The organism is Bacillus altitudinis, from assembly GCF_001191605.1.
Classification (GTDB): Bacteria; Bacillota; Bacilli; order Bacillales; family Bacillaceae; genus Bacillus; species Bacillus altitudinis.
This window is the reverse complement of sequence record NZ_CP009108.1, coordinates 101,370-124,616: the sequence shown is the minus strand read 5'-3', so window position 1 is coordinate 124,616 and position 23,247 is coordinate 101,370. Positions and strand designations below refer to the sequence as shown.

21 protein-coding genes are annotated in these 23,247 nt (G+C 41.8%); 17 read left to right on the top strand and 4 right to left on the bottom strand.

The window, feature by feature from the left end; all coding sequences use genetic code 11:
- Nucleotides 1–132: 132 nt before the first annotated feature.
- Nucleotides 133–1,461, top strand: a complete 1,329-nt coding sequence (locus tag ID12_RS00680) for a Na+/H+ antiporter family protein (RefSeq protein WP_008345907.1) — start codon at nt 133–135, stop codon at nt 1,459–1,461.
- A gap of 47 nt (nt 1,462–1,508) precedes the next feature.
- Here the strand turns inward: ID12_RS00680 and ID12_RS00675 are convergent, their stop codons facing one another.
- The 3 genes from ID12_RS00675 to ID12_RS00665 all read right to left on the bottom strand — a co-directional run bounded on the left by ID12_RS00675 (nt 1,509) and on the right by ID12_RS00665 (nt 4,698).
- Nucleotides 1,509–2,105 carry a biotin transporter BioY gene (locus ID12_RS00675; protein ID WP_008345905.1) on the bottom strand — a complete coding sequence of 199 codons (597 nt, stop codon included), beginning with the start codon at nt 2,103–2,105 and terminating at the stop codon, nt 1,509–1,511.
- A 116-nt stretch (nt 2,106–2,221) separates the two neighbouring features.
- A complete protein-coding gene (ald, locus tag ID12_RS00670; protein WP_050826570.1) occupies nt 2,222–3,358 on the bottom strand; it encodes an alanine dehydrogenase in 1,137 nt (378 codons plus the stop codon).
- A gap of 110 nt (nt 3,359–3,468) precedes the next feature.
- On the bottom strand, nt 3,469–4,698 hold the full coding sequence (locus tag ID12_RS00665) for a sporulation transcriptional activator AdeR (protein ID WP_008345900.1): 1,230 nt from the start codon (nt 4,696–4,698) through the stop codon (nt 3,469–3,471).
- 407 nt (nt 4,699–5,105) lie between these two features.
- Here ID12_RS00665 and ID12_RS00660 point away from each other — a divergent pair, with 407 nt between their 5' ends.
- The 8 genes from ID12_RS00660 (at nt 5,106) to ID12_RS00625 (ending at nt 16,480) form a co-directional block, all read left to right on the top strand.
- A complete protein-coding gene (locus ID12_RS00660) occupies nt 5,106–5,399 on the top strand; it encodes a WXG100 family type VII secretion target (protein WP_003213769.1) in 294 nt (97 codons plus the stop codon).
- Between the two features lie 95 nt (nt 5,400–5,494).
- Nucleotides 5,495–5,734, top strand: coding sequence for an ESX secretion system protein YukD (gene yukD / locus ID12_RS00655; protein WP_008345897.1), 240 nt, complete (start codon nt 5,495–5,497; stop codon nt 5,732–5,734).
- A 14-nt stretch (nt 5,735–5,748) separates the two neighbouring features.
- The gene (essB, locus tag ID12_RS00650) at nt 5,749–7,062 is read left to right on the top strand and encodes a type VII secretion protein EssB (RefSeq protein ID WP_007500453.1); all 1,314 of its coding nucleotides are present in this window, start codon (nt 5,749–5,751) and stop codon (nt 7,060–7,062) included.
- A 51-nt stretch (nt 7,063–7,113) separates the two neighbouring features.
- On the top strand, nt 7,114–11,589 hold the full coding sequence (gene essC, locus ID12_RS00645; protein ID WP_050826569.1) for a type VII secretion protein EssC: 4,476 nt from the start codon (nt 7,114–7,116) through the stop codon (nt 11,587–11,589).
- Nucleotides 11,586–14,483 (top strand): type VII secretion protein EsaA, encoded by a 2,898-nt coding sequence (gene esaA / locus ID12_RS00640; protein ID WP_050826568.1) that lies wholly within the window; start codon nt 11,586–11,588, stop codon nt 14,481–14,483. Before essC ends, esaA begins: the two co-directional genes overlap by 4 nt.
- Nucleotides 14,464–14,961 (top strand): type VII secretion protein EssA, encoded by a 498-nt coding sequence (gene essA / locus ID12_RS00635; RefSeq protein ID WP_041091830.1) that lies wholly within the window; start codon nt 14,464–14,466, stop codon nt 14,959–14,961. Before esaA ends, essA begins: the two co-directional genes overlap by 20 nt.
- A 97-nt stretch (nt 14,962–15,058) precedes the next feature.
- Nucleotides 15,059–15,802 carry a (S)-benzoin forming benzil reductase gene (locus ID12_RS00630; RefSeq protein WP_050827625.1) on the top strand — a complete coding sequence of 248 codons (744 nt, stop codon included), beginning with the start codon at nt 15,059–15,061 and terminating at the stop codon, nt 15,800–15,802.
- Nucleotides 15,803–15,946: 144 nt separating this feature from the next.
- Entirely contained in the window at nt 15,947–16,480 is a 534-nt protein-coding gene (locus ID12_RS00625) for an HD domain-containing protein (RefSeq protein ID WP_050826567.1), read from the top strand.
- Here ID12_RS00625 and ID12_RS00620 read toward each other — a convergent pair.
- Nucleotides 16,477–17,961, bottom strand: coding sequence for an esterase/lipase family protein (locus ID12_RS00620; protein WP_025207910.1), 1,485 nt, complete (start codon nt 17,959–17,961; stop codon nt 16,477–16,479). The two genes, ID12_RS00625 and ID12_RS00620, sit on opposite strands and share 4 nt — an antisense overlap.
- Before the next feature lie 180 nt (nt 17,962–18,141).
- On the opposite strand from ID12_RS00620, the gene ID12_RS00615 reads away from it, so the two are divergent.
- From ID12_RS00615 to ID12_RS00580, 8 genes are all read left to right on the top strand, one after another.
- Complete coding sequence (locus ID12_RS00615) at nt 18,142–18,378, top strand: YuzF family protein (RefSeq protein ID WP_003213721.1); 237 nt, start codon at nt 18,142–18,144, stop codon at nt 18,376–18,378.
- Between the two features lie 184 nt (nt 18,379–18,562).
- Nucleotides 18,563–19,666, top strand: coding sequence for an AI-2E family transporter (locus ID12_RS00610; protein WP_050826566.1), 1,104 nt, complete (start codon nt 18,563–18,565; stop codon nt 19,664–19,666).
- 68 nt (nt 19,667–19,734) lie between these two features.
- On the top strand, nt 19,735–19,956 hold the full coding sequence (locus ID12_RS00605) for a spore germination protein (protein WP_008345880.1): 222 nt from the start codon (nt 19,735–19,737) through the stop codon (nt 19,954–19,956).
- A 101-nt stretch (nt 19,957–20,057) separates the two neighbouring features.
- Nucleotides 20,058–20,279, top strand: a complete 222-nt coding sequence (locus ID12_RS00600; protein WP_008345878.1) for a spore germination protein — start codon at nt 20,058–20,060, stop codon at nt 20,277–20,279.
- Nucleotides 20,280–20,374: 95 nt separating this feature from the next.
- Entirely contained in the window at nt 20,375–20,623 is a 249-nt protein-coding gene (locus ID12_RS00595) for a YueH family protein (protein ID WP_024719734.1), read from the top strand.
- 27 nt (nt 20,624–20,650) lie between these two features.
- A complete protein-coding gene (locus ID12_RS00590; protein WP_007500468.1) occupies nt 20,651–21,058 on the top strand; it encodes a YueI family protein in 408 nt (135 codons plus the stop codon).
- 60 nt (nt 21,059–21,118) lie between these two features.
- The gene (locus ID12_RS00585; protein ID WP_008345872.1) at nt 21,119–21,670 is read left to right on the top strand and encodes a cysteine hydrolase family protein; all 552 of its coding nucleotides are present in this window, start codon (nt 21,119–21,121) and stop codon (nt 21,668–21,670) included.
- Between the two features lie 17 nt (nt 21,671–21,687).
- A complete protein-coding gene (locus ID12_RS00580; protein WP_007500472.1) occupies nt 21,688–23,157 on the top strand; it encodes a nicotinate phosphoribosyltransferase in 1,470 nt (489 codons plus the stop codon).
- Nucleotides 23,158–23,247: the final 90 nt, after the last annotated feature.

Here is a 23,247-nt window from a genome sequence, read left to right as displayed (position 1 = left end):
AGCTCTGCCAACTGGCAGAGCTTTTTATGTAGGACATACGCCATTTGACGAAGTAAATTTTCTATGGTAACATACGTTGGTACTTTAATTATCTACTACATTAGTAAACTAAAGGATTTCGGAGGTTTCACCATGAATGCAGTTGTTTTAGCGGTTGTTTTAATGTTGATATTAAGCTTGCTGCGGGTCAATGTCGTGATTGCGCTGGCACTTGGCGCTTTAGCGGGCGGACTTGCAGGTGGATTAGGTCTAGGGGGAACAGTTCAAGCGTTCACTGACGGTCTTGGCGGAAATGCGACAGTGGCGATTAGTTACGCACTATTAGGTGCATTCGCAGCCGCACTGACGAAAACGGGTCTTCCTGATGCCATGGTCGAAGGAGCTGTGAAGCTTCTTGGAAAAGAAGGCGATTCAAGAAGAAAAACATTATCAAAAGTGCTCATTATTCTGGTCATTTTGATCGTATCTTGTTTTTCTCAAAACGTTGTTCCTGTTCATATTGCCTTTATTCCGGTCTTAATCCCGCCATTATTAAAGGTGTTTAACGAGCTTCAAATTGACCGCAGACTGCTAGCATGTGTGATGACTTTCGGACTTACTGCACCATATATTTTGCTTCCGGTCGGTTTTGGACAGATTTTTCACGGAATGCTTCGTGACAACATGAAAGATGCAGGTTTAACAGTGAATTTAGCAGACATTCCGTATGCGATGCTGATTCCTGTAGGCGGCATGGTTCTTGGCTTGATCGTTTCACTCTTTGTCTATCGTAAGCCAAAAACATATGAGAATCGTGACATTACGGATGTAGAAAAATCAGCATATACAAAAAAGAGCTTATTCTTTGCTGGACTTGCGATCCTTGTATCACTTATTGTTCAGTTATATCTCTCTCAAAGCCTTGGAGTCGAAGGGATGATCTTCGGTGCGCTTGCAGGCTTGCTTGTCTTGTTTGTAACGGGAATGATGAAACGCGATGAAGCAGATGCGCTGATTACATCTGGCATGAACATGATGGCATTTATCGGATTTGTCATGCTTGTTGCAGCTGGATTTGCCAATGTTTTAACGAAAACAGGAGATATTGAATCTCTCGTCAAGGCGTCTTCTCAATTTATCGGAAACAGCCAAAGCTTAGCGGCTATTTTAATGCTACTGGTGGGTCTGCTAGTGACAATGGGCATTGGCTCATCATTTGCAACGATTCCGATTATTACGACGATCTTTGTCCCGCTTTGTTTACACTTAGGATTCAGCCCGATGGCGACTATTGCGATTATTGGTTCAGCTGCGGCGGTAGGAGATGCAGGTTCACCTGCAAGCGACAGTACACTCGGACCAACATCTGGACTGAATATGGATGGACAGCATCACCACATTTGGGGTACATGTGTCCCAACATTCGCTTTTTATAATATCCCGCTCGTCTTGTTCGGCTGGCTTGCGGCAATTATGCTATAAATGAAAAAAGGTTCCTTACTCATAGAGTAAAGGAACCTTTTCTGATATTAGGAAGCTGTTTGTTCTTTTCGAAAGGATGTGGCTTTTGAAACCGATCGATAAATTTTAGGTGCCAGCATCGCAAGGAGGATGGTCAGCGCATAGTCTTTTACCATAAACCAAATCATGAAGAACCATGTAGTTTGATAAGAGATTGGTGCGTTCAGCCATACATTTAATGCGATGTATGTATAAGTTGTCCCGATCACATACATCACGGTCGTTCCTGCAATGGCTGCAAATAAAAAGCGGCCAAAACCAGGGTTTTGTCTTTTTTCAAGAATGAATCCGGCAAGCCAAGCAGCAGGAATGTATGATAACACAAAGCCACCGCTTTTTCCTAAAATAACGCCGAGACCCGCCGAGAACTGTGCGAATACAGGTGCACCAGCGATCCCAACAAGAGCATAGACAATCATGGCCAATGCGCCAAGTCGTCTGCCCAACAAAAGACCAGCAAGCACACAAAAAAACGGCTGCATCGTAAGTGGGATTCCGCCGACCTGTAAAAATGGCACAATGGATGTGATATTGGCTCCGATAGCCATGAGTGCAGCAAACATCCCGACGAGCACAAAGTCAGCTGTTCTTGTCTTCTTTTGCATGATATTTCCCCCTGTCTTATCTGTACAAATAGATTAAGGGGAAGAGGTTCTTTTGTCAACTCATTTTTATTTTAGGTTAACAATAAAGCCCGCCCCTGAAAAGGGCGGGCTAGATATTAAGCTTCGGTCATGGAAGAGGTTTGAAGGGCTTTACTAACAGGCACATAATCATAGCCGAGATCACGAGCGACAGCTTCATAGGTGATATGTCCGTTCATCACATTGACGCCTTCAGCAATCGCCTTGTTTTCTTTGATCGCTTTTGCAGCGCCTTTATTTGCAATCTGCAGTGCGTATGGGACCGTGACGTTTGTTAAAGCAACTGTCGATGTTCTCGGAACCGCTCCTGGCATATTGGCAACAGCATAATGTAAAATGCCGTGCTTTTCATAAGTAGGCTGATCATGTGTTGTGATATGATCGATTGTTTCCACAATCCCGCCTTGGTCAATGGCTACATCGACAATGACAGAACCAGGCTTCATTTGTTTCACCATTTCTTCTGTGACAAGGGTTGGAGCTTTGGCACCTGGGATGAGAACCGCACAAATGAGCAGGTCTGCCTCGCTCACTGAATCTGCAATGTTAACAGGATTAGACATTAACGTTTTCATTTGATGACCAAACTGATCGTCCAGCTGGCGTAATCGTTCCGCATTTACATCAATAAGAGTGACATCTGCGCCAAGTCCGATCGCCATTTTCGCTGCATTTGTTCCAACGACACCGCCGCCAATAATGGTGACTTTCCCTCTCGATACTCCTGGCACGCCTGCGAGCAGAATGCCTTTTCCGCCTTTTGGCTTTTCTAAAAATTGAGCACCAATTTGAGCAGCCATTCTACCTGCAACTTCAGACATTGGCGTTAATAGAGGGAGTGATTTTCCGTCCGTTACCGTTTCATAAGCAATGGCTGTCACACCTTTTTGTTTTAATGCTTCAGCCAAGGAGGGCTCTGCTGCAAGATGCAGGTACGTAAATAAGATCAGACCTTCTCTGAAATATGAATATTCTTCTGGTAATGGTTCTTTTACCTTCATAATCATATCAGAAGATGCCCACACATCTTTCGCTTGATCAAGAATCTCTGCACCAACAGATACATAATCGTCATCAGTGAATCCGCTTCCAAAACCAGCGTTCGTTTCAATTAAAATCTGGTGTCCAGCTGAAAGCAATTGAGATGCTGCTCCTGGTGTTAATGCGACCCGGTTTTCATTGTTCTTAATCTCTTTCGGAATGCCGATGATCATATCAATTCCTCCTATGCTTATCTATTGATATTGTATGTCTAGTGTATCCTGAAAGTTTAGAAAATTCTTCGGTTGAATGAAAAAATTAAAAAACGCCTCTTTGTGAAATTTCACAAAGGGACGTTTTTTAGCTTCATATCAAGATAAATGGTCATTTTCTCATTCATGTTTTTTAAATCAATTTCTGCAATGTCCGTAATCCGCTTCAGTCTGTAATTCAGTGTGTTGATATGAATATTTAACTGCTTTGCGGCGATATTGGCGTTGCTGTCACAATCAATAAATCGTTCAAGGGTCTCGACGAGGTTGGAATGATGCCTGAGGTCGTAATCCTCAAGCTTTGATAAAGAGTAACTGGAATAAGACGATCCCTTTCGTTTTTCAGCAAGCACATCTAAGTATTGATAAATACCCAGTTCAGAAAAGCTGTTTAATTGTTCTGTTTCCACAGGAAAGCGTTCTTTTGTTTTTAAGACGGCCAGTGCTTCTTTATAGGATGGCTGAATATGAGTAATGTGATCGTAAATTCCACCAATGGCCGCTTGAACGTCATGGAGCTGATACCGATCAGACAACTGCTTTAGCATGCCGCTTGTGAATTGTTTAATATCTTGAAGCGGATGTTCTGTTTTTGGCGAGACAAGAATAATGAATTCGTTAAAATCAACAGTCGTTAACAGCACCTGCACTTGCTGCGTTGTTTCAAGCAGATAGGAGAGCTTCTTTTCCGTATCTTCTGTCAGTTCATCACGAAGGCGAAAAATAATAATCGCATACGTGTCTGGACACCTCATCCCAAGCCTCAAGAAGAGATCAAGCATCTCATCCTTTTCATGAATATGTCCTGTGAGCATCTTCCAAAATAGCTCCTGATTGCGTTCTTCTGTTTTCGTTTTTCGAATTTGTAAATTGAGTAATTTGTTTTTCACAGCATGTGCTGCCATCTTGAGAAGGTCCATTTCTTCATCTGAAAAAGGCTGCGTGGATTCAATTGCCCAGATAAAACCGAGCACCTCTTTGTCTTTCCATATGGAAATGGCAACCCTGCTGGATAGACCGACTTCTGCAATTTGAGGTACGCGAAGCGGTTCATCTGTTTTAAGGAGTGTAGGAATGATACCGTCTTTCCAAAGCCGATTAATGACTTTTTCCGGTACACGGCGGGAGATAATGGTTGAAGTTCTGGCGGGATCAGTGAAATCATTATGTGTGCTATAGGCTAATAATCGATGATGAGTATCTTCTATAGTAATAGGGCAATTGAGCACATCACTAATTTGGTCTGCCACATCCTCTAAACGATCAAGGCTATACTTAAATGGATCTGTCTTTTTTGTCATAAAAAACCCCTGCTTTTTCGAATATTTCACGTACTTACATTATGAAGAGAATCAGGTACGTAAATCAACAAGAAAATGCCATAATCATTAAAAAAACAAAAAGCTTGAGAAATGAGCACATTGGTCATGCGTTTATCACAAAAAGAAATAGTACAATAATAATGTAGTAAAAAATCAATAGGCGGAAAGGTTCATCGAAGTGCACGCCCTTTTATTAAGAATATATGACCAAAAAATTGTTAAATACTAGATAAAGAGCGAAAAAACAGTAATTCTATAGACTCATTTTGTAAAATAAAAACAGATTTGTTTGACTGTGTATCATTTCTGTTTTTATAATAATAACGTCAAAAAATAAGTGGATTAGCCCATTATATGGCGGCTATGCACGGGAGGTAATGAGGAATATGTCAGGAATTATTCGCGTAACCCCAGAAGAACTAAGAGCGACCGCTAAGCAATATGGTGTTGAAAGTCAAGAAGTGTTAAACCAAGTTGATCGTCTAAATAGAATGATCTCTGACCTAAAAGGAATGTGGGAAGGTGCTTCTAGTGAAGCATTCGCTGATCAATACGAACAGCTAAAACCTTCATTCATCAAAATGTCTGATCTATTAACAGATGTCAGCAATCAGCTTGATCAAACTGCAAATACACTTGAAAGCACTGACCAAGACATCGCTAGCCAAATCCGCGGCTAATCAAAGGGATTTCCTTTCTAAGTGTGAAAAGCAGAAAAAGCGCCGAGTCTGTCAGTTGATGCCGGCGCTCTTTCTATTTTGTGAGGTGGAAATTTGTGTATATCGATATTACCATCGACTTAAAAAACTATGATGGCAGTGTGTTTGATTTGAGACTATCAAATTATTTACATATTAAACAAGTCATCCATATCGCCTGGCAGGCAAAACAAATCTCACTACCTAAACGAGATGGCGGATGGGTGCGTGTAGTCAATAAGAAAGCTGTGTTTTCAGGCGAATATAAGCTGTCAGACTGTGGAATCACCACAGGAGACAGGCTGGAAATACTATGAAAGGACTTTTGTAAATGGCAGATAAAAAGAGTTCCTATTTAGAAGAACAATTAGAAGCAGTCATGAAAAAAGAGGAAGGCACTTACACCTTCATTTTTCAAAGAGAGACAATTAAACTCTTAGACGGTTTAGAAGCGGCACCGATTAAAGACATCAATCCTTCATTTAAAAAAGAGATCCAATTAACCGAAGGTGAGGTCATCATTTCGATTCAACCGCCTCCTGCCTATCAGGAATTTCGTTTCATCCATGCAAAGGATGAAAAAAGCAAATGGATTTTTTCATACCAGCTTGTCGATGCAGTGTGCAAACACGACGTGAAGCGGCTGCATCCTATTGTTTCTCCTGAAAACATTGTTTTTCATCAAGGCTTAGCGCCTGCATTTTTGCATTACGGGGTCAAAGAAAGCATCCCGCCATATGAAACCGACCAACAACGTTTGTTAAAAGAGGTCAAAGCCGTCATTCTTCGAGTGGTGGACCATGAATATCAGTTTCAAGAATATTTGGCTTATCATGATACGTTGAAATTATCTGAGCAGGCAAAGGAAATAAGTGATACACAGTCGCTGGAAGAATTGTCTGCTTTGATTCAACAAAAAATAGAAGCCATCGAAGCAAAAGAAAAGACGCTCTTAACCATTCCAAAAAAGAAATGGAAGATTGAACGATACATTGGACTTGGTCTCCTTGTTCTTTTGATTCCTGCATTGGTGTATACCATTTACACGTTCTTTTTCGCCATGCCGAAACAAGAAGCGTATGTGGAAGCGAACAAATATTATCTCAACAAACAGTACAGCCAAGTGGTGGATACGCTCGAAAAATACAAAGCCGATCAAATGCCAGTCTCTCTTCAATATGAACTGGCCATTTCGTATGTGCAAACGAATCAAGGGAATCTATTGCTTGACCAGCACAAAAAAGAAATCACGGATACGTACACATTGCAGACAGACCCGCAATACTTCCTGTTCTGGATTCATATTGGACAAGGCAATAGCAAGGAAGCTCTGGATATTGCAAGGGTGCTCGGGGACGACCGATACATATTTACAGCACTCGTCGCCTACCGCAATGAAATTCAAAATGACGACAGCCTATCTGCTGAAGAAAAACAAAAACAGCTAGACCCAATCATTAAGGAAATGGCGAAGTATGAAGAAAAAGAAACAACGGAGACGAGCACCAATGACTCCTCAGATGCAAGCCAAACAGATGAAACAGCTGAACAAAAAGAGCAGTCAAAAGCCGATCAGGAGAAAAAAGAGAAAGAATCTGATGCAAAAAAGAAAACCTCTCAGACGAAAAAAGATGAGAAAAAATAATTCTTTCGATACAACTGACAGTTGGTGCTGTCCGATGAGGAGGTGGAGCGTTTGAGTCTTCTATGGGTTTTTTATGAGGAAGATTATCAAACCGTCCGTTTAGATGAGCAGTTCAACCGGGAAGCTGTGATTGGACCTGAAATAGAGCATACAGTAACGATTCCTTCCCTTTCGTTTGATGAAGGATTGATTCGTTTATCTCCAGATGAAACGAATGACGGCTTTTCTCTTTATCAGGGCGAAAAAAAGAAAGGTCACTTACTTCCACATGAACCATATCAGGTTGGTTCACTCACACTCATGTTGATGGATTCACATCATGATCAAATCATTTATTACCTAGGAAATAGAGTCGAAGTGACTATTTCAAGTGAAGAAATAGATGAAGCGGATGTGTGGAAGGAACAAGCCCATTCAATGTTTCAAGATGCCAAATCCTTCACGTTGGAAAAAATAGAAGGCACTTGGTATGTCATTCCCCAAGATGAAACGATCTATGTGAACGGGAAACAGCTGCACGGTCCACAGCAACTTCTTGCTGGAGATGAGCTGTTTTGGAACTTTTTGACGCTGTCATTGAAAGATGATGATTTATTGCAAATAACAGCATTTGAACCATTTCAAACACGTTTAGAAAAAACAAGGCCGCCGAGTACCGAAACGAAACAAAAATATCCTTTATATAGACGAACACCACGTTTGATTTACGATCTGCCAGATGACCGGGTGTCTTTCAGCTTTCCTTCACAGGAGAGTGAAAATAACGGCAGAGGACTTTGGCTCGTGGTTCTTCCGCCGCTTGTCATGCTGATTGTCATGGGGATCGTGGCCCTTGTACAGCCGCGAGGTATCTTTATTGTCGTGTCGATGGCGATGTTTATTATGACGTTAATTACTTCGTCCGTTCAATATTTTAAAGAGAAATCACAGCGCAAAAGACGAGAAGAGAAGCGGCAACGCGTTTACTCTCTTTACTTAGAAAATAAGCGGAAAGAGCTGCAAGAGCTGTATGACCGTCAACAATTTATTTTAACGTATCATTATCCGTCCTTTGAACAAATGAAATATTTGACGTCAGAAATCAGCGGGCGTATTTGGGAAAAGACGCTTGTCAGTGATGATTTTTTACAGCTGCGTCTAGGGACAGGTGCAGTTCCTTCAAGTTATGAATTATCGACGAGCGGCGGCGATATGGCCAATCGTGACATCGATGACTTAATGGAACAAACCCAGCATATGCAAAACGTCTATCGCGAGGTAAAAGATGTACCGATTACGTTCGGTCTTGCGGACGGTCCAACCGGATTAATAGGAAAACCGGCAATTGTCAAAAATGAACTTCACCAGCTTGTCGGTCAGCTTGCTTTCTCACACAGCTATCATGATTTGAGATTTGTTTTTATCTTTAATGAACAGGAGTATGAGAACTGGGAATGGATGAAATGGCTGCCGCACTTCCAACTTCCTCATACATACGGGAAAGGGTTTATATACAACGAACAAACACGTGATCAGCTTTTGTCTTCTATTTATGAAATTTTACGAGAGCGTGATCTGGAAGAGGAAAAAGAGAAAAAAATCTTTACGCCTCACTTCGTGTTTATCGTGACAAACCATGAACTCATTGCGGAACATGTGATTTTAGAATACCTAGAAGGCAGCCGGACGGATTTAGGCATCTCAATTATCTTTGCGGCAGAAACAAAGGAAAGCTTGGCTGAAAATATTTCAACGCTTGTTCGTTACATTAACGAAGAAGAAGGAGATATTCTCATTCAGCATAAGAAGGCCGTACGAATTCCATTTCAGCTGGATGCACATGAGCGAGCGGACAATGAGCTGTTTGCCAGAACCTTAAGAACATTAGATCATCAAGTCGGGATGACCAACTCGATTCCAGAAACGGTTTCCTTCCTTGATCTGTTTCATGCCAAACAGGTAGATGACATTGGCATTCGCGAAAAATGGCTGACATCTGAAACAGCAAAGTCATTATCTGTGCCTATCGGTTATAAAGGAAAAAACGATATTGTCGATCTGAATCTGCATGAAAAAGCACATGGCCCACATGGTCTATTAGCAGGAACAACGGGATCAGGAAAAAGTGAGTTTTTACAGACGTATATTTTATCCTTGGCTGTACACTTTCACCCGCATGAAGTGGCGTTCCTGCTCATTGATTACAAAGGGGGCGGAATGGCGCAGCCGTTCCGAAATATTCCGCACTTACTTGGTACGATCACAAACATTGAAGGCAGCAAAAACTTTAGTGAAAGAGCGCTTGCCTCTATTAAAAGTGAACTGAAGAAAAGACAGCGCTTGTTTGATCAGTATCATGTGAATCATATCAATGACTATACGAAACTCTATAAAGAGAAAAAGGCGGAACAGGCGATGCCTCATTTGTTCTTAATCTCTGATGAGTTTGCTGAATTAAAAAGTGAAGAGCCAGATTTTATTAGAGAGCTTGTCAGTGCCGCGCGGATTGGACGGAGTCTCGGTGTCCATCTCATTTTGGCGACACAAAAGCCCGGCGGGGTCATTGATGATCAAATTTGGAGTAACTCCCGCTTTAAAGTCGCATTAAAGGTACAAGATGCATCAGACAGTAAGGAAATTTTGAAAAATAGTGATGCCGCGTCGATTACCGTGACAGGTCGTGGATATTTACAAGTGGGGAACAATGAAATCTATGAATTATTCCAATCGGCTTGGAGTGGTGCACCGTATATGGAAGATGGCTACGGATCAGAAGATGACATCGCCATTGTAACGGACACTGGACTGATCCCATTATCAGGGGTAAGTACAGAGCCAGCTGTGAAAAAAGAGACAGTGACGGAAATTTCCGCTGTTGTGGATGAAATTGAACGTATGCAGCAGGAGCTTGGAATTGAAAAGCTTCCGAGTCCATGGCTTCCACCGCTTGAAGAGCGTATTCCAAAAACACGTTATGCATCAAGTGAAGAGCACGTCTTCCATTTCGCTCTTGTCGATGAGCCAGATCAGCAAAGCCAGCATCCACTTTCTTATCAAATGATGGAGGATGGAAATATTGGCATCTTCGGTTCATCCGGCTACGGCAAATCACTTGCTGCAACAACACTGCTCATGAGCTTCGCAGAAAGATATTCACCTGAAGAATGGCATGCATATATTTATGACTTCGGTAACGGCACCTTGCTACCGCTTGCCAAACTTCCGCATACGGCTGATTATTTCTTAATGGATCAAATGAGAAAGATTCAAAAGTCGATGAAGCGTCTTCGTGAAGAGGTTGAATATCGCAAGCGTTTATTTAGACAGCAGGAAATGAGTCATATCAAAATGTACAATGCGTTAAATGAGAAAAAGCTTCCATTCATATTTATCGTGATTGACAACTTTGACATTGTGAAAGACGAAATGCATGAGCTCGAATCTGAATTTATTCAGTTAAGCCGTGATGGACAATCGTTAGGCATTTATTTCTTAATCACAGCGACTCGTGTCAACGCAGTCCGTCAATCTCTTATGAACAACTTGAAAACAAAGATTGTCCATTACTTAATGGATCAAGGAGAGGCATACTCCATTATTGGCAGACCGAAATTCAGCTTAGAGCCAGTTCCAGGACGAGTCATTATCAACAAAGAAGAGCTTTACTTTGCACAAATGTTCCTGCCAGTTGAAGGAGAGAACGATCTCGAATTGTTTGAGCATTTAAAACAAGAGATCCAGCTTCTAGATGCTCGCTTTGAATCAGCTGAAAAACCAAAACCTGTACCAATGCTTCCTGATAAGCTGACCATTTGGGAGCTAGAGAGTCGCTTAGAAGGACAAAAACAGCCGTATGAGATTCCAGTCGGACTAGATGAGGAATCTGTTGCACCTGTTTACTTTGACTTGAAGAAGAATAAACACTGCCTCATCATCGGTCAAACGCAGCGAGGGAAAACAAATGTGACCAAACTAATGCTTGATCAGCTATTAGTAGCAAAACCTGAGAAGCTGGCCGTCTTTGATTCGATTGATCGGGGGCTCTCTCATTATGCAAAAGAAGAGAACATTGATTACCTTGAAACAAAGGATGATATCACAGAATGGGCAGAGGAAATAGATCGTTTATTCAAGGTGCGTGAAGAGATGTACGTCGAAGCTGTGCGCCGAGGAGAGACTGATCAGTTGTCGTTCTCTCAAATTGTGCTTGTGATTGATGGCATTACGCGTTTTCAGCAGACAATCGACCCGCGTCTTCAAGATCAATTGGCTGATTTCATGAAGTCATATGCACACTTAGGCTTCAGCCTGATCGCGTCAGGAAATCATACCGAATTCAGTAAAGGCTATGATGCACTCACAAACGAAATCAAACAGGTTCGTCATGCCATGTTACTGATGAAAAAATCAGAGCAAAACATCATACCGCTTCCGTATGCAAGACAAGAACCAGAGATTCAGCCAGGATTCGGATATTTGGTTGAAAACGGGAAAGAGAAGAAAATCCAGGTTCCTTTATGTGCGGTAGAAAGGAAGAGTGTTCAATGACAGAGCAGCAAAAAAGCTCCATCAAAATCGTGTCGACCATGATACTGATTCTCGTCTTGCCGGTTCTATTTTTCCATCTCATTGGGGATGATCCGGCAAAACAGAAAAAGAATGCCACACGTAACATAGCCGTGGTCAATGAGGATATGGGGGCGAGCGAAAGTGAAAATACCGCTCGTTTCGGACAGGATGTGGTGGCGGCATTATCAGAGCGTCCAGATTACACATGGACAGTCGTCAATCGAAGTGCGGCAGAAAATGGCCTGAAAAATAGAAAGTACGATGCAGTTCTTTATATTCCATCTGACTTCTCTAAAAATGTGCTGAGCTATGATAAGGATCATCCTGAGAAGGCATCTATCCAATTCTCAATCCAAGATCAGCTCAATGCAGTGAATAAAGAAAAAGTACAAAGAGAGCTAGAAAATGCTCAAAAGAAAATGAATGAACAAATGTCGACTTTATATTGGAGTTTTGTATCACAGGAAATCGGCAATGTCAGAGAAGAGTTTGAGCATATTGTTGGTAAAGAGGTCGAATTCCAAAACACGATGTACAACTTCTATAAGCCAAATTCAAACAAACTATCTGATGCCGTCCAGCAGCAGAAGAAACAAATAGAAGAACTAAAAAATGCGATGGCCGATTCACAAAAACAGTATAAAGACGGTTTAAGTACAACAGAAGAAGCGAAAAGCCAGCTGAAGGATTTCGTAAAAGTAGTCGATCAATATCAGCAGTATCAAGACAAACAAAAGGATCTCTTGATCAAAGCGCAATCGACAAGCAAAAAACAAATCCAGCAAGGACTCAAACAGCTTGCGGAGATTCAAAACCAAAACGCCCGCAGCTTTAGCGATCAAATGGGCGGACTCAAAACCGATATCAATGGGGTCCAAAGTCAGCTTAAAACAACGGACAGCGCAATTCAATCTGTTCAAAGGGCAAGAGAAGACGTAATTCCTAAGCAATCGTCGGGATTAACGGACCTTGTGAAGGCGTCTCAAGAAGAACTATTGAAGAATTATGAAGGTCAATACTTAGAGGCCTATAAAAGTAAGATCATCGCCTTGCAGAATAAGCTAGAGACAAAAAGGCAAGAGTTAATGAACGCGCCCGAGCAGCCAGCTGATCCTGATGATGACGGGCAATCAGATCAAGATAACGAGAACCCAGAAGAGATTGGCATTAACTTAGATGATGAAACAAATGAACTCTCGCAAATTTCATCGGAAATGAACGATCTAGCTGATCAATTAGAAGATCAGACTGCACCTCCTACTAATGAATATGATAAAGAGAGTGAAAATGGCCAGGATGCTGTTCAGCCAGATAACAGCGGCACGAATCAATCAAAAGACGACCTGAAAGCACTGTCTAATCGTTTAGAAGAAGTGAAAAAGAAGATTCAAGAAAAAGCGGCCGCTCATAACGACCAATTGAAAGACAAAGTAAGTCAAATGAGTAAGGAGCTTGAAAGCCTCACGAAAAAAGTAGAGAAGCTTGAAAAGATGATTCTAAGGTTACAAGATCGATATAACGTCATTCCGAATGAAATCAAAAATCAGGAATCCTCTATTTTAAACAAAGTGCAAGAGCTGAAACGAGTAAACTCGCCGATTGGCAACACTGTGAATACGAAAATATTTGATCAAGAGTTTAAAACAAATTCAACAAGCACCAAAAAGTTAATGGAATACTCCAATCAACTGTCTCAGCTAGAGATGATGCTTGGGAATCTATATCAACCAACAAACAACTCATCTCTACTAGACACAAAAGGAGATGAAATCCAGTCCATCCTTGCCATCAAAAAAGAAGAAACGGAAAACTGGGATACACTCAAAAATCAAATGCTGACGTCAAATGATGATGTGTCTACCTTTATTGATGAGATGCAAAAATTCTCAGATGGCTACGCAGAATACATTTCGACTCAGCAGGCAAGCATGGAACAGGAGTTAAATGCCATTTCTGAAAGTGCGGACACAGTAGCTGAACAAATGGCTGATCAAGGAGATGCGGTGTATACGGCAGACCTTGCGGGCAGTTCGATTGTTGTGAGTGCACAGGATTCAATTGGTCAGGAAGTGCTTCGTCTTTCTGAAAATATGAGTTCGTTAACCGACCGCCAAAAAGGGGTGGCGGATTATACGAATAATATTGAAGAAAGTGTCACAACCGTTCAAGAAAAAGCAGATACGTTGAACGAAAACTGGAGTAAGAATGTCAATTCTACGAAGCTTGTTCAACAAGATTTGAAGGGTATTTTAGGCAACACTTTAGACGATCAAGGCAACAGCAACTATGTGTATAACCATTTAGCCAATCCGCTGAAAATTAGCGGCGATGTGCCAGAAGAAAAAACGCAGACTGTACCGCCAGTAGTCATTTTGGTTATTGTCATGATCAGCAGTTTGTTGATTGGCTTTTTTAGCTCGTACTATGCGTCAGCGCCAATGCTGGTCAAAGGTGCACTGTTTGGTATTTTAAATCTGTTAGTCGGGCTCATGATCAGCCTGTTTGGACTCAACATTTACAAACTAGCTGATGACCAAGCCATTCAATGGTCCATCTTTACGATTTTGCTGCTAGTGGCATGCTCTGCCTTTATTCGCACAGCTTTCCTTTTCGGTTCAATTGCCGGATGGATGGCAGCAACGGCGCTTATATTCTTCTTTGTTGCACCGTTAATTGATTTGGTCATGCCAAACTTCCATTTTACAAATCCAGTGACAGACGTGTATCTGTCTATCCAATATGGAAATGGAGACAACTTCGGTATGGGCATCACAGGGCTACTGATTTTAACGATATTGTTCATGGTCATTCCACTAGTGAAGAAGCTATGGAAAGACAAAACAGAGGAACGTGATGTCACTCATGAGGCTTAATCTATTCGTCAAAGGGATGGCACTTGGTGTCATATCCCTTTTTCTCCTCAGTCCTGCTGCTTTTGCTGCTACAGGTGAAGATACGGATACGAATGTCAAGCCGAATGAATATCAAGAAAAGAACCTCAATATTAATTCGAGTATATTGAGGGATCAAACGAAATACGAACAAAGCAAAACAACATCTAAAGTCAAAACGGACATTCACTTTGCTGACCCGCCTAAGACCTCTGGTGGTCAACTTTCGCCACAAATTTTTAGTGATCTGAAAGAAAATCCGCCTAAAACGCCAGCTCGTATGATGAAAGAGATGAATATCTCTTTCAGCGATTCGGCTGTATCAACGCCTTCTGGCGATGATCATGAAAAGCAGAGATCGGCGCTTCTGCCAATCATTTTTGGCATCTTGATCGCCTTTGGCATCATTGTCATGATCATTCTGATTCCAAAAGTGAATGTGAAGACGGAAAAGAAATAGCCTGCCTTTTGAAAAGGGCAGGCTTTTCTTTATGCAGATTGCTTGATGTGATACCGATTCACTATTTAAAATAGTGTTATCAAGGGAGGAGATTGTCATTCGAATTTCAATCGTCACAGGCGGATCAAAAGGATTTGGTTTAGCACTTGTCAAACAGCTACTTTCACGCGGGGATAACGTGTATACCGCTGCAAGAAGTGAGTCGCCACTATCCCACCCACACCTCACGCATTCACAGGTTGATCTCACTGATGAGGAATCGGCTGCAAAGTGGCTTCAGGGCATCTTGTCCTCGCAAACTCTCGCAGACGCTGATGACATCTTGCTTGTCAATAATGCAGGAATGGTGACTCCTATCAAACGTGCAGGGCAAGGCGGAGAGGATACGCTTCATCAGCATTATACGCTGAACCTTGTCATCCCTGTTTTGCTCAGCCATGTGTTTGTGAGGGAGACACAATCTCTTGAAGGGAAGAAAACCATCGTGCATCTTTCTTCTGGGGCAGCTAAAAACCCGTACAAAGGATGGAGTGCCTATTGCAGTTCAAAAGCAGGGCTTGATATGTTTATGAGGACTTTACATGAGGAACAGCAGGACGAAGCATATCCTGTCACCACGTTTTCCTTTTCACCCGGTACGATTGATACGGATATGCAGGGAGAGATTCGGAAATCTTCCAAACAGGACTTTGAACAAATTGAGCGGTTTCAGCAATTACATGAAACAGGTACGCTAAAGAGCCCAGATGAAGTGGCCGGTATTTTACTAGACCTACTAGCAGATGACCCAGCTAGCGGTTGTGTATACGATGCCCGTGAGTATGAAAAAAAGCAGTCATAACGGCTGCTTTTTTCGTATTGTACAAGCAAAGACAGCTTATCGAGCATAAGCTAATTTTGAGACTCATCGGAAATATGACAGAACATTTGAGTTTCTTTTCAGAATATGTTAGGATGCTAAAAATATAGATAAGGAGGGGTTTCCATGAGAAAGGTTACATTAATGGATGTTTACACCCATCCAGTCGCTCAAAAATATTTAAATCGTTCAGGAAAAGCCCACGCCATTGCTTGTGCTTATCACGCATTCAAACTGGCGATGCAGGCGGGGATTAACCCGGATCTTGCTGTGAAAGCAGCACTCTTGCATGACATCGGCCACTATGAATGGTATACAGCAGGCGGAGAATGGGATTACGAGACATATAGACGAAATGATATTCATGCCATTAAAGGGGCAGAGCGGGCACATAAACTGCTCATACGGCTCGGCGAGGAACCAAAAGCAGCCAAAGAGATTGCCCTTGCGATTTTGCTTCACACAGATTCATATTTGCCAGAGGGCGACCTGCATAAGGACACACTCCAGCAAATTGTGAAGAAAGCAGATGAAATGGACGAAGAGCCTGGTGGATACCATCATTACAGACAAATAGATGAATCACTTGCGCTCCAAAAAATTGCTGATTTGGATGAGAAGGTGCAGCAGGCGCTTCAGCCCATGAAACGCTCTGTTTAATATGGAATATCTCCATGAATCGTTCCGTGCTGATCCACATACAATGTGCGGATCACAGTACGGTTAAATGCCGACGTCCCTGACGCAGTGAGACCTGTGTAATGAACCGTGACGGAATAAGCACCTTCTTTTTTCAATTGAACGGCTGATGAAGAGCTCGTTTTCAGTGGATGATCCTTCTCGGCATCTTTAAAATAAGTGGTCTCTACAGTTTTGCTTAATCGTTTAATCAGCTTGCTCGAATGTGTCGATGCATCTCCTGATTTCGCTGCAGCGATTTTGATTTCTTCATTCAATGGTGAATCAAAGGATACAAGTAGCAAATAAGGATCCTTTTTTCCTGAATTTGATCGAATCGTCCATTTTCCTGGAACGGGTTTATTGATTTGCACATGATGTGAATAGGCGCCTTCATATGGGAATGATGATTCGGATGTCGTCAAATTGGTTAAAACATCTCCATTTGGCGCAACGATTTCCGGATTGGCTTCCTGTCTTTCATTTAACCACTGAATCGATAGGCCATTCGTTCCTTCCTCTACATAGAACGCTTCTGTTTTATCCTTTTCACTTTCTCCACCTTTCACATAAACGTTTGTATTTAGCTCCGAAGAAACTGGTTCTTGCTCTTGTTCGTCTTCGCTTTCAGCGCTTGCGGTACTTGCACGCAGCTGTGCCTGAAATACGGGGAACATGCTTGTGCCGTTTTTGATCGAAAAGTGATCCCACTTTCCTGTTAAAATATTGTTTGCATATGCTAGCTTTGTGCTGCTGACCGTCACAGCGCCATCGTTTGCACCAAAGCTTTTTAAATACATGCCGCCTAAATAAAGCACTCCGCCAAAGGTTCCCCAATCTGAACCAGAATAGGTTACATACTTATGAGGGAACGTCTCCAGCTGGTCGGTTTCACTTCGAAAAGCTGCCATCATCCCGGTTTGCAGAGAATAGAGCGCGTCGCTCTTTTGTCCAAGGATTTGCGCAAGCCAGCTTCCGCCTTTGCTATAGGCTAAATCCGCAAGCGGCGTCCCATAGTGTGGAGAGCCAAGTGTGATGACTTTCTCTACATATGGATGAGCGTTGTAATACACGAGGGCAGCCTGCGTATCCACTCCGCCTTTACTATGACCGATTATGATCAGTTTTCTGCCGAAAAATTCATAGATTTCTTTTAACTTTTCTGCTAATAGTTTCCCATTCTTTTTCATGTCCTGATCTGGATACAAATCTATGAACGCGCTTTCGTATCCGTTCAGAACAGCTTGTTTTGCCATATCGTTTCGATCAGACCATGTGGAGGAAGAACTGTTTATGCCATGAACAAAAACAAGTGGGGGTTTTGACAGGTCTTTTTGTACCGGTTCTTCTCCTTTAAACCACTTCCCTGGTGTACCAGGTGCATCTCCAATTGTGCCTGCGTGCGCATAACTTGCAGAGGATAGTAAGAGCATGACAGCAACGATACAGATTAATTTTTTCAAGATCATTCACCTCTTCAAATAATTTAAGATGTTGGCAGCACCAATCTATTATACTTCTAAAAATTGTAAAAAAATACAAAATGTAAAAATACGGTAATAATGTTGTAGGTTTGCTGAGTGACACTCACATGGGTCATTGCATACGCTGTGGGTAAATACACAAGTAAAGGGGCAGGTAGCATGGCACAACAAGGAAGTCCACAGCTTGTTTCATTAGTTGATCCATATGTTTATCAAACATTGCAGAAAGTAGTCGGTATGAGATTGATTGTTCAAACAGTGAAAGATACAGTACGTGGAAAGTTGAAGGAAGTGATGCCGGATCATATTGTGATTGAGGCGGGGGCAAAATCAGTGTTTTATGTGCGGATCCAGCAAATCGTGTCGGTGATGCCTGATCACAGTGAAAGAGTGTAACAAGCAGACGCACAGGTGTCTGCTTTTTTCAATGCTTACAGAATGTATATCTGGAAAAAGTGCATGATATACCAATTGTTCTTTTTTTTTCAAAAAATATGGTTCTAAAACAAGAAGCAGTTGACAGAAGGTGGGTTGAATAGTAGTTTTTTAATAAGGTCAATACGTAACAGGAGGAGCATCTTTGTTAAAATCTAAAGTTCATTTTTGGACATTCCAAATATTACTGGTTTTACTAATTGTGTACGTATCAACAAAAGTTTCGTTTTTATTTCAGCCGATCATTTTATTTGCTTCAACGTTGTTTGTTCCTATTTTACTGGCAGGTATTCTCTTTTTCATCTTTAATCCGATTGTTCGATTTTTGTCGAAGAAGATACCTAGGACGCTCGCCATTCTGATTATTTATCTTCTATTCATCGGGCTTATCACGTTTATTGTTAATGCTGCTGGACCTGTCATTGTCACGCAGGTGGGTGGACTTGTCAAAAGCTTCCCGGGGTATGTCACGGACATGCAGAAATTTATCAACGACTTCTCGCATTCTAAAACATTTACGTGGATGATGAACCAAGATTATGTGTCTGTTTCAAAGTTTGAACAGTCGATCGTTTCGACATTAAAAGATTTACCGGAAAATATTGCTTCAAGTATGTCGGCGGTGTTTGGCGTGATTGCGAATATTGCCCTCGCTGTCATTACCGTTCCATTCATTTTATTTTACATGCTAAAAGACGGGCATAAGTTTCCGGACAAGCTCGTTCAATTTTTGCCAATGCCTTACCGTAAGGAAGGATTGAAGATTTTTAAAGAATTAAACGATACGCTTGCTGCTTACATACAAGGGCAAATCGTTGTTTGTTTATTTGTCGGAGTTGCTTGTTTTATCGGATACTTATTAATTGGTGTGAAATATGCGCTCATTCTCGGCATCATTATTGCGGTGACAAACGTCATTCCATATCTTGGGCCATATCTTGGTGCGGCACCAGCTGTGCTCATTGCTTTTCTTGATTCGCCTGGAAAAGCGGTTGTGACTGTTATTGTCATTCTTGTTGTTCAGCAGGTCGATGGAAACGTCATTTCTCCATTGATCATTGGAAAACGTCTCAACACACATCCGTTAACAATTATCTTGCTATTAATTGGGGCAGGAAGTTTTGGCGGAATCCTTGGCATGATTTTTGCCGTCCCTGTCTATGCGCTGCTGAAAGCCATCACACTCAATATTGTCAGATTGGTTCAGCTGCGTCAGCGCTCTCGAAAAGAACAGCATTTAAACGTTTAGGGCAGATGCACAACTTTTCCCTTTTTGCATAACATAACTCACATAAGCGAATAGGGAGGAGAAGGAAGATGCCTGCGATTGTTGGACCCATCCATATTGAGTCTTTAGGCGGAAACGGCTCGGCTACTTTTGGTGACGTTCTCGCCATTGCCCCTTTGGCTGTAGATCACTCGACCGGTGGAGCGGGAGCTTTTAATTCAGGTGATTATATGTCCCTGACAAGCGATCCGAATGCCACCATGCTTTGGGACTTTACACTGTTTGGCCAGCCTCAATCATTTAATGCATAAAAGACAGCTGATCATATGACATATCAGCTGTCTTTTTTATGTTGGATAGACACGTATTGTTCCGCTGGGCATATGATGAGGGTAGTAAAGGTGGTGGAAAGATGCCAGCAATTGTTGGACCCATTCATATTGACCGTGTGATAGGAAACGGTTCTGCACATTTCGGCGATGTGTTTGCCATTTCGCCAAAAAGTGTGGATCATTCCGCTGGTGGTTCAGGTACCTATAATGCAGGAGACTTTGTTCAATTTTTCAACAATCCGAACGTCACATTTGTTTGGGATTCAAACCTGATCAGCCAGCAAAAGAGCTTTAACGCATAGCCAGCTTTGAAAGGGTCTCCTTTTCAGAAGCTGTCTTTTTTTATGGTACAATGGATAGAAGAAGGAAGAAGAAAAAGGGGGGTAAAACACATCAAATGAAAATAAGAAAAGCGCATCTGACAAGCGGGCAACCAACAACCTACAATGTATATTTACATGAAAATAAAAAAGAATATAAAACGCTTGTCGCTGTACCTGACATAGAATGGAGTATTTCTATTGCGTATGAAGACGAAAAAACGCAGCTTGAGCAAGCACTAGAACAATCTTTAAACAAAAGAGTAGAAATAGACGAAGCCCGTGAACTTGCACAAAAAATTGTGCACTGGGTCACAGAAATGTAAATTCAGAAACCAGGAGTGAACACAGCAATGAAAGAAGAATCCGTAGACTTTTATTTGCAGCAAGGGATATTTGGACATGCTGAAACAAAACCAGATGAACGAAGAATGTTTCTCGGCTCATTAAGAGAACGTGCTCTTCTCGCTCTGACAAAAGGGCAAGTATCGAGACATAAATCGTATCAAGAGGTAGAGCAAGTATTGAAGGCAAACCGAGAGGCCACTGTTCTTTTAAATGGTGAATTGTCATATGCTTCTTATTCTCCATATGTGAAAATGGCAAATGCCGCTGGTTGTTCTTTTAAAGTGGTCAACCATCACGAGTCACATTCACCTTTTGGGCTTGTGATAGAGGTGCCGCATGCGATCAATCAAGAGCACATCTATATAGAAGATGAGCTTTTTCAAAAAGCTTTTTCTCGTGAATCTGTTGAATAGGTTTCCCTAGTGAAATGAATAAGCTATAATGATTCAAAAGAGCATATGGGAGAGATGCGGATGGGCAAAGCATTGATTTGTATTGATTATACAGTTGATTTTGTTGCAGACGATGGAAAACTGACGTGCGGAAAGCCTGGACAGGCGATTGAGTCGAAGATCACAGAGATCACTTCTTCATTTATTGATGAAGGACACTTTGTTGTTTTTGCCGTCGATCATCATGAAGAGCAAGATCCATATCATCCAGAGACAAAGTTATTTCCGCCCCATAATATTCGCGGGACAGAAGGAATTGAACTTTACGGAAAACTAAGTTCACTATTTCACACGTCAACACATTTAAATCATGTCTATTATATGGAAAAAACAAGATACTCTGCTTTTGCAGGCACTCAATTAGAAATGAAACTGCGCGAGCGTGGCATCACTGAACTTCACCTAGCCGGAGTGTGTACCGATATTTGTGTACTTCATACAGCTGTTGATGCGTACAATAAAGGCTTTGAACTTGTGATTCATGAGAATGCCGTGGCGAGTTTTAATGAAGCGGGGCACGAGTGGGCACTTTCTCACTTTGAGCATACGCTTGGTGCGAAAGTGGTTAAGTAAGGGAAGGAGAATGGAAGTTGGAGCATCGGTTTATTGACGACAGTTTATCACTACATACAGATCTTTATCAAATTAACATGGCAGAAACGTATTGGAGAGACGGCATTCATGAGAAGAAGGCAGTCTTCGAACTCTTCTTTAGAAAGCTTCCATTTGACAACGGCTTCGCTGTATTTGCTGGTTTAGAGAAAGCGATTGAATATTTATCGGACTTCTCCTTCACCGAGAGCGACCTTGCATATTTAAAAGATGAACTCGGTTATAAAAGCGATTTCATTGAATACTTAAGCGGATTGTCTTTTACAGGGACACTTCATTCAATGAGAGAAGGAGAAATTGTCTTTGCGAATGAACCTATTATGCGCATCGAGGCAACACTTGTTGAAGCGCAGCTAATTGAAACGGCACTGCTCAACATCGTGAACTTCCAGACGCTAATTGCAACAAAGGCGGCTCGTATTAAAGGAATCATTGAAGATGAGACAGCATTAGAATTCGGAACAAGACGTGCCCATGAAATGGATGCAGCGATGTGGGGAGCAAGAGCAGCACTGATCGGCGGATTTCAGGCAACAAGTAATGTCCGTGCAGGGAAACGCTTCAATATTCCCGTATCAGGCACACATGCCCATGCACTTGTACAAGCATATCGCGACGAATATACTGCATTTAGAAAATATGCCGAAACACATACAGACTGTGTCTTTTTAGTGGATACATATGATACGGTCAGATCAGGCATTCCAAATGCGATTAAGGTAGCGAAAGAATTCGGTGATAAAATCAACTTTATTGGAGTCAGACTTGATAGCGGAGACCTTGCCTACTTGTCTAAAAAGGCGAGAACGATGCTGGATGAAGCTGGATTCCATGACGCAAAAGTCATTGCATCAAGCGATCTTGATGAACACACCATTATGAACTTAAAAGCACAAGGTGCAAAAATTGATGTATGGGGTGTTGGAACGAAACTGATTACCGCATTCGATCAGCCAGCTCTTGGTGCTGTATATAAGCTTGTATCGATTGAAGAAAACGGTCAGATGAATGACACGATCAAAATTTCTTCTAACCCAGAGAAAGTGACAACACCAGGCCGTAAACGAGTGTATCGCATTATCAATCAATTGAATCATCACTCTGAGGGAGACTACATTGCCCTTGAAGAAGAAGATGTTCAAAGTGAAGATAAGCTGAAAATGTTCCATCCAGTTCATACATTTATCAGCAAATTTGTGACAAATTTTGTGGCGAAGGACCTTCATGTCCCAATTTTTGAACAAGGGAAGCTGGTGTATGATAATCCAGATATCCAAACGATTCAAGCATATGTGCAGGACAGTCTCGGACTCTTCTGGGAGGAATACAAACGAATCAGCAAACCAGAAGAATACCCAGTCGATTTGAGTCAAAAATGCTGGGATAATAAGATGCAATTTATCCATGATGTGAAAAATAAAATCAAAAAAGAGCTTTATGAAAGCTGATTACCCCGGGAAAGGAGATCATCAAGCCAGATGGTCTCTTTTTTTTTCATGTTGGACGATTCAAAATGAACCTTATGGGCAATCATTTGG

Excerpts from the sequence above, each read along its gene's own strand:
- ald (WP_050826570.1), bottom strand. The coding sequence starts at position 3,358 with ATGATCATCGGCATTCCGAAAGAGATTAAGAACAATGAAAACCGGGTC.
- essB (WP_007500453.1), top strand. The coding sequence starts at position 5,749 with ATGGCAGATAAAAAGAGTTCCTATTTAGAAGAACAATTAGAAGCAGTC.
- ID12_RS00625 (WP_050826567.1), top strand. The coding sequence starts at position 15,947 with ATGAGAAAGGTTACATTAATGGATGTTTACACCCATCCAGTCGCTCAA.
- ID12_RS00660 (WP_003213769.1), top strand. The coding sequence starts at position 5,106 with ATGTCAGGAATTATTCGCGTAACCCCAGAAGAACTAAGAGCGACCGCT.
- ID12_RS00595 (WP_024719734.1), top strand. The coding sequence starts at position 20,375 with ATGAAAATAAGAAAAGCGCATCTGACAAGCGGGCAACCAACAACCTAC.
- ID12_RS00615 (WP_003213721.1), top strand. The coding sequence starts at position 18,142 with ATGGCACAACAAGGAAGTCCACAGCTTGTTTCATTAGTTGATCCATAT.
- essA (WP_041091830.1), top strand. The coding sequence starts at position 14,464 with ATGTCACTCATGAGGCTTAATCTATTCGTCAAAGGGATGGCACTTGGT.
- ID12_RS00585 (WP_008345872.1), top strand. The coding sequence starts at position 21,119 with ATGGGCAAAGCATTGATTTGTATTGATTATACAGTTGATTTTGTTGCA.
- esaA (WP_050826568.1), top strand. The coding sequence starts at position 11,586 with ATGACAGAGCAGCAAAAAAGCTCCATCAAAATCGTGTCGACCATGATA.
- ID12_RS00680 (WP_008345907.1), top strand. The coding sequence starts at position 133 with ATGAATGCAGTTGTTTTAGCGGTTGTTTTAATGTTGATATTAAGCTTG.
- ID12_RS00590 (WP_007500468.1), top strand. The coding sequence starts at position 20,651 with ATGAAAGAAGAATCCGTAGACTTTTATTTGCAGCAAGGGATATTTGGA.
- ID12_RS00605 (WP_008345880.1), top strand. The coding sequence starts at position 19,735 with ATGCCTGCGATTGTTGGACCCATCCATATTGAGTCTTTAGGCGGAAAC.
- ID12_RS00675 (WP_008345905.1), bottom strand. The coding sequence starts at position 2,105 with ATGCAAAAGAAGACAAGAACAGCTGACTTTGTGCTCGTCGGGATGTTT.
- ID12_RS00600 (WP_008345878.1), top strand. The coding sequence starts at position 20,058 with ATGCCAGCAATTGTTGGACCCATTCATATTGACCGTGTGATAGGAAAC.
- ID12_RS00665 (WP_008345900.1), bottom strand. The coding sequence starts at position 4,698 with ATGACAAAAAAGACAGATCCATTTAAGTATAGCCTTGATCGTTTAGAG.